At 72.3% G+C, this 6537-nt stretch carries 5 protein-coding genes; 2 read left to right on the top strand and 3 right to left on the bottom strand.

All coding sequences use genetic code 11. The features are described 5' to 3' along the window. Positions 1 to 225: 225 nt before the first annotated feature. Positions 226 to 774, bottom strand: coding sequence for a MarR family winged helix-turn-helix transcriptional regulator (locus HEK131_RS01325; protein WP_217460686.1), 549 nt, complete (start codon positions 772 to 774; stop codon positions 226 to 228). A gap of 135 nt (positions 775 to 909) precedes the next feature. Between HEK131_RS01325 and HEK131_RS01320 the strand changes: the two genes are divergently transcribed. Continuing rightward, positions 910 to 2172, top strand: coding sequence for an MFS transporter (locus HEK131_RS01320; protein WP_244451922.1), 1263 nt, complete (start codon positions 910 to 912; stop codon positions 2170 to 2172). Positions 2173 to 2260: 88 nt separating this feature from the next. Here HEK131_RS01320 and HEK131_RS01315 read toward each other — a convergent pair whose 3' ends face one another. Then, on the bottom strand, positions 2261 to 3889 hold the full coding sequence (locus HEK131_RS01315) for an ATP-binding SpoIIE family protein phosphatase (RefSeq protein ID WP_244333341.1): 1629 nt from the start codon (positions 3887 to 3889) through the stop codon (positions 2261 to 2263). A 130-nt stretch (positions 3890 to 4019) separates the two neighbouring features. Continuing rightward, positions 4020 to 5399, bottom strand: a complete 1380-nt coding sequence (locus HEK131_RS01310; RefSeq protein WP_244333338.1) for an NAD(P)/FAD-dependent oxidoreductase — start codon at positions 5397 to 5399, stop codon at positions 4020 to 4022. 310 nt (positions 5400 to 5709) lie between these two features. On the opposite strand from HEK131_RS01310, the gene HEK131_RS01305 reads away from it, so the two are divergent. Next, positions 5710 to 6435 carry a TetR/AcrR family transcriptional regulator gene (locus tag HEK131_RS01305; protein ID WP_161148299.1) on the top strand — a complete coding sequence of 242 codons (726 nt, stop codon included), beginning with the start codon at positions 5710 to 5712 and terminating at the stop codon, positions 6433 to 6435. Positions 6436 to 6537 lie beyond the last annotated feature (102 nt).

The following is a 6537-nucleotide window of genomic DNA, read 5'->3' as shown; positions in this document are numbered from 1 at the left end:
GGATCATCCCCGGCAGTTCCTAATCGAGCTGCCGGCTCCCATTCGAATTGAATTCGGACGCGCCGAAGCCAATCCCAGGGGGATGGTCGTACTGGTGGTTTGAGGTGCCGCTCCAGGCGGCGAGGTGTTGCGGGAGAACCGTTACGGCTCCGTGCAACCCGAAGAACTTTACGGACTCGGCAGGGGTGGGTCAAGCCCCCCTGTCAAGATTTTTTCCGCGGCCCGTCAGTCCAGGTCGGAGAGCCGGCCCTCGGCGTCGGGCTGGGCGTGCTCCACGCGGCGGAGGAGCCTGGTGAGGACCTCCCCCAGTACCGAGCGCTCCCCGAAGGTGAGGTCCTGGAGCAGGTCCTCCTCGAAGACGGTCGCCATACGCATCGCCTCGAGCCACTTCTCGCGCCCCTCGGGGGTCAGCTCCACGATGACACGGACGCGGTTGGACTCGTCGCGCTCGCGGGTGACCAGGCCCTCGGTGACCATGCGGTCGATCCGGTGGGTCATGGCGGCCGGGGTGAGGCCGAGCCGCTTGGCCAGCTCGCCGGGACCCATCCGGTAGGGGGCGCCGGAGAGCACCAGGGCCTTCAGCACCTCCCACTCCGCGTTGCTGATGCCCAGCTCTGCGGTCTGGCGGCCGTACGCCACGTTCATCCGGCGGTTCAGCCGGGACAGCGCCGACACGATCTCCTCGACCTGGGGGTCGAGGTCCTGGAACTCGCGCTGGTAGGCGGCGATCTGTTCTTCGAGTGTCGGCTCCGGGACGCCGGCGTTGTCGGCCATGGCAAGGAGTATGGCACGGGGAGTCTTTGCTTTGAAGTCCTTCGACATGTACTCTTTAGCTTCGAACTTTAGCTTTGAAGTCTTCACTCCTAACTTGTGGAAGAGGTGAACGTGACCAGGGCGATGGGGGCGGCGATGCCCCGCATCCACGTGGGCAACGCGCTCAGCGCGTTCGGACTCGGCTTCACGGTCCCGTATCTGTACGTCTACGTGGCGCAGGTGCGAGGGCTGGGGGCCATGACGGCGGGACTCGTGCTCGCCGTCTTCGCCGTGGCGGCGCTGATCGCGCTGCCGTTCGCCGGTAGGGCGATCGTGCGGCGCGGTCCGTTGCCCGTCCTGCTCGCCGCCCTGGTCCTGTCCGCGCTCGGCGCCCTGGGCCTGGGACTGGCGGGCAGCTCGGTCCCCGTACTGCTGACGGCGGCCGCGCTCGGTGCCGGGCAGGCCGTGATGCAGCCCGCGCTGGCGACGATGATCGTGGACTGCTCGACCACCGCGACCCGGTCGCGGGCGTTCGCCATGCAGTTCTTCCTGCAGAACCTGGGCCTGGGCGTGGGCGGTCTCATAGGCGGCCACCTGGTCGACGCGAGCCGCGCCTCCTCCTTCACCGTGCTGTTCACCATCGAGGCCACGATCTTCCTGCTGCTCGCCGTGCTGATGGCGACGGTGCGGATGCCGCGTGCCCCGCGCATCACCGACCTGCCGTCCGGCTCGGCCAGGGGTGGCTGGCGGCAGTTGCTGGGAAACCGGGCGATGGTGCAGTTGTGCCTGCTGGGCTTCGTGCTGTTCTTCGCCTGCTACGGCCAGTTCGAGTCCGGCCTGAGCGCCTACGGCGTGGAGGCCGCCGGGATATCCACGTCCACGCTGGGCACCGCGCTCGCCGCCAACACGATGATGATCGTCGTGGCGCAGTTCGCCGTGCTGAAGCTGGTCGAGCGGCGGCGCCGCTCGCGGGTGATCGCGGTGGTCGGTCTGATCTGGACCGTGGCCTGGCTGGCGGCGGGGTACGCGGGTCTCGGACACGGCAGCCAGGAGATGGCCACGGCCGCGTTCGTCTCCACGTACGCGCTGTTCGGGCTGGGTGAGGCGATGCTGTCGCCGACCGTGGCCCCGCTCGTCGCCGATCTGGCGCCGGAGGGCATGGCCGGGCAGTACAACTCCGCTTTCGCACTGGTCAAGCAGTTGGCGATGGCGGTCGGGCCGGCCGTCGGCGGACCGCTGGGGGCCTCGCTGCACGGCCCGTACATCGTGACGTTCCTGCTGTTCTCGGTGGCGATCAGCGTGCTGGCGCTGCGGCTGGGCCGTCGGCTCACGCCCGCGCAGGACCACCCGTGGGCCGCGGCGGCCAAGAGCCGGGTCGTGGCGCGGGGCGGTACTCCGGCGGAGTCGGTCAGCGCATAGGGAGTAAGAGGTGAGAAGCGGAAGGGCCGGGAGCACATCGCGTGCTTCCGGCCCTTCCGCATGTACAGGGCCCGCGCCATGTTCAGGGCTAGCGCTTCGGGAGCAGGAACTCGCACCAGACCGCCTTGCCGCCGCCCGGTGTCCGGCGGGAGCCCCAGCCCGAGGCGATGGTGGCGACGATGTCGATGCCACGGCCGGACTCGTCGGCCGGTTCCGCGCGGCGGCGGCGCGGGAGGTGGTCGTCCCCGTCGGTGACCTCGATGAGCAGGCGGCGGTCGGTGCGGCGCAGTCTCAGCCGCATGGGCGGGGTGCCGTGCTGGAGGGAGTTGGCGACCAGTTCGCTGGTGGCCAGGACGCCGAGGTCGTGCAGTTCGGTGGGGAAGCGCCAGCTCGTGAGCACGCCGGAGGCGAAGGCGCGGGCGCGCGGGGCGGCCTCGACTCCGCCGAGGAGGTCCAGGGCCGCGTTGCGGAAGAGGTCGGCCGCGGGGCCGGTGCGGGCCGGGTGCTGGAGGACGAGGACGGCCACGTCGTCGTCGTGGTCGGCGGTGACGCCGGCCGAGCGGACCAGGCGGTCGCAGACGACCTGGGGGGTGCCGGTGGCGCCGGAGAGGGCGCGTGCCAGGGCGGCGATGCCCTCGTCGAGGTCCTGGTCGCGCCGTTCGACCAGGCCGTCCGTATAGAGGACGGCCGTGGCGCCGGGGCCGAGGGGGACGGAGCCGGAGGAGTGCACCCAGCCGCCGGTGCCCAGCGGGGGTCCGGTGGGTTCGTCGGCGCGCAGGACCTCGCCGTTCTCGTCGCGGACGAGGATCGGCAGGTGACCGGCCGAGGCGTAGACCAGGCGGCCCTCGTTGGGGTCGTGGACGGCGTAGACGCAGGTGGCGATCTGGTTGGCGTCGATCTCCACGGCCAGGCCGTCGAGGAGCTGGAGGACCTCGTGCGGGGGGAGGTCGAGGCGGGCGTAGGCGCGGACGGCGGTGCGGAGCTGGCCCATGACGGCGGCGGCGCGGACGCCCCGGCCCATGACGTCGCCGATGACGAGGGCGGTTCGTCCGCCGCCGAGGGTGATGACGTCGTACCAGTCGCCGCCGACCGCGGCCTCGGTGCCGCCGGGCTGGTAGGTCGCGGCCACGCGCAGGTCGTCGGGTTCCTCGAGGTCCTGGGGGAGCAGGGAGCGCTGGAGGGTGACGGCGGTCTCGCGCTGGGTGCGCTCGCTGGCGCGCAGGCGTTCGGCGGCCTCGGCGTGGTCGGTGACGTCGGTGGCGAAGACGAGTACGCCCGCGTCGCGGTCACCGTGTCCGGTGACCGGGGTGCAGGTGAACGTGTAGGAGCGGCCGTCGACGGCCTTGCGGGACTTCAGCGTGCGGGGTCTGCCGCTGCGCAGCACCTGGTCGAGCAGGGGGAGGAGGCCCAGCTCGGCGAGTTCGGGGAGGGTGTCGCGGGCCGGGGCGCCGGGCGGGCGGGGGCCGAAGGCGGTGACGTAGGCGTCGTTGACGTGGGCGACGCGGTGGTCGGGGCCGTGGACGAGGGCGACGAGGGCCGGGACGTGGTCGAGGACCTCGCGCGTGGGCAGTTCGTCGACGGCGGAGGCGGGGTGTCCGGCGCGGGCGGCGGGCACGGGGCTCTCGCTCCGCCGGTCCGGGGGGACCGTCTGCTCGGTCCGCGCTGCGGCGCGGCGCTGCGTTCCGGGGAGCCGGGCGCTCCAGCGCGTGAAGTTCACAGTGGGGAAAGCCTCGTGTGTGCTGAGGGCGGGCTGTTGCCCGTCCGAGGATGTGGAGCAGTCTGGCAGGTGGCCGTCCGCGGCGACATCCGTCAGACGCCCCTGCCGTCCGGGGAGTTCCCGGCTCCGGTCAGGACGACCCCTTCGGGGGGTCCGGGTGCCGCCGTGGGGGTTTTCCACCGGCCGCGAGTTCGAACTCCGCCCGCGGGTGTTCGAGTGAGCCGAGGGAGACGATCTCCCGTTTGAAGAGTCCGGCGAGGGTCCATTCGGCGAGCACGCGGGCCTTGCGGTTGAAGGTGGGCACGCGGCTGAGGTGGTAGGCGCGGTGGAGGAGCCAGGCGGGGCGGCCCTTGAGCCTGCGCCCGTACACCTGGGCGACGCCCTTGTGCAGGCCGAGGGAGGCGACCGAGCCGAGCTGCCGGTGGGAGTAGGTGCGCAGGGGCTCGCCGCGCAGGGTGTGCACGATGTTGTCGCCGACGACCCTGGCCTGGCGCAGGGCGTGCTGGGCGTTGGGCGCGGTGGTGGCGCCGGGTGCGGTGGCGGTGACGTCGGGTACGGCGGCGGCGTCGCCCGCGGCCCAGGCGTGCTCGGTGCCCTCGACGGCGAGCTGGGCGGTGCAGCGCAGCCGGCCCCGCGGGTCGAGGGGCAGGTCGGTGGCGGCGAGCAGCGGGTGGGGTTTGACGCCGGCGGTCCAGACGACGGTGCGGGTGGGGAACCGGCGGCCGTCGCTGAGTACGGCGACACGGTCGGCGCAGGAGTCGAGGCGGGTGTTCAGCAGCACCTGGATGTTGCGGCGGCGCAACTGGGTGACGGTGTGGCGGCCCAGTTCGGGGCCGACCTCGGGCAGGACCCGGTCGGTGGCCTCCACCAGGACCCACTTCATGTCCTCGGGGCGGAGGTTGGGGTAGTAGCGGGCGGCGTAGCGGGCCATGTCCTCCAGCTCGCCGAGGGCCTCGACCCCGGCGTAGCCGCCGCCGACGAAGACGAAGGTGAGGGCGGCGTCGCGCAGGGCGGGGTCGCGGGTGGAGGAGGCGATGTCCATCTGTTCGATGACGTGGTTGCGCAGCCCGATGGCCTCCTCGACGGTCTTGAACCCGATGCCGTGCTCGGCGAGGCCCGGCACCGGCAGGGTGCGGGAGACGGAGCCGGGGGCGAGGACGAGTTCGTCGTAGTGGAGGAGCTCGGCGGCGCGGCCCTGCTGTTCGGTGGCGAGGGTGGTGACGGCCGCGGTGCGTACGGCGTGGTCGACGGCGGTGACCTCGCCGATGACGACGCGGCACCCGGGCAGGACGCGGCGCAGGGGGACGACGACATGGCGCGGGGAGAGCGAGCCGGCGGCCGCCTCGGGGAGGAACGGCTGGTAGGTCATATAGGGGTCGGGGCTGACCAGGATGATCTCGACGTCACCCCGTCTGACCTGCCGTTTCAGTTTCCGCTGGAGACGCAGGGCGGTGTACATGCCGACGTGTCCCCCGCCGACGACCAGAATGCGCGCGCGTTCCTTCACCATCCCATGACGCACCCGGCGCTGGTGTTTGTCCACAGCCTCGGCAATTTGTGTGACCGGCGGCCGGATGCGCGGGGGCACGGAATCCGGACATAAATGGCTCGTACTCCGATCGAGGGGCGCACTGTGCGGAACCTACCCCTTCTGAATTGACTCCCGCTCAACTATGTTCGTGTGTCGACGGGGTGCGGGAGGGTCGTCGAGGGGGTCGCCGGGTGCGGGCCCGCTCAGGGACCGGCGCCAGTTTTCCGCGCGCTCCGGAATCAGTGGCGGGGAGAGTCTCCGGGGGGAGACGTCATTACCGGGGGAACACATGCATGTTCAGGACACGCACTGGTCGACGGCGGCTCTCGCGTCCGGCGGCGGACGGTCGGGCGGTTCTCGTCCGGCGCCGCTGCGGGTGGACGCGCAGCGCAATCTGGAGCACGTGCTGAGGGCGGCGCGTGAGGTGTTCGGCGAGCTGGGGTACGGCGCGCCGATGGAGGACGTGGCGCGGCGGGCGCGGGTCGGGGTCGGCACGGTGTACCGGCGCTTTCCCAGCAAGGACGTGCTGGTGCGGCGGATCGCCGAGGAGGAGACCGCGCGGCTGACCGAGCAGGCGCGGGCCGCGCTCGGGCAGGAGGACGAGCCCTGGTCGGCCCTGTCCCGCTTCCTGCGCACCTCGGTGGCGTCCGGCGCGGGCCGGCTGCTGCCGCCGCAGGTGCTGCGGGTGGGGGTCGCGGAAGACGGTGCCGGCACGGTGGCCGAGGAGGCGCGGGTGCCGCAGCAGCGGTCCCAGGCCGGTGCCGGGGAGCTGCGGCTGGTGGACGGGGACCGCGCGGGCGGCGAGGTCGGTACGGCGGCGCTGCTGGACGTGGTCGGACAACTGGTGGAGCGGGCCCGTGCGGCCGGGGAGCTGCGGGCCGACGTGTCCGTCTCCGACGTGCTGCTGGTGATCGCCACGGCGGCTCCCTCGCTGCCCGACGCGGCACAGCAGGCGGCCGCCTCCACCCGGCTGCTGGACATCCTGCTGGAGGGGCTGCGGTCCCGGCCCGCGTAGTGCGCGCGCGGCCCTCGGCACGCTGAACGCCGGTACGAGGCCCGCTTGTTCGGATCTGTTGCGAGCGGATGGTGAAACTTCCGCCCGGATGAGTGACGGGTC

It is taken from the genome of Streptomyces seoulensis (assembly GCF_022846655.1).
GTDB lineage: Bacteria > Actinomycetota > Actinomycetes > Streptomycetales > Streptomycetaceae > Streptomyces.
This window is presented reverse-complemented; position numbering and strand designations above follow the sequence as displayed.

Excerpts from the sequence above, each read along its gene's own strand:
- HEK131_RS01325 (WP_217460686.1), bottom strand. The coding sequence starts at position 774 with ATGGCCGACAACGCCGGCGTCCCGGAGCCGACACTCGAAGAACAGATC.
- HEK131_RS01320 (WP_244451922.1), top strand. The coding sequence starts at position 910 with ATGCCCCGCATCCACGTGGGCAACGCGCTCAGCGCGTTCGGACTCGGC.
- HEK131_RS01310 (WP_244333338.1), bottom strand. The coding sequence starts at position 5,399 with ATGGTGAAGGAACGCGCGCGCATTCTGGTCGTCGGCGGGGGACACGTC.
- HEK131_RS01305 (WP_161148299.1), top strand. The coding sequence starts at position 5,710 with ATGCATGTTCAGGACACGCACTGGTCGACGGCGGCTCTCGCGTCCGGC.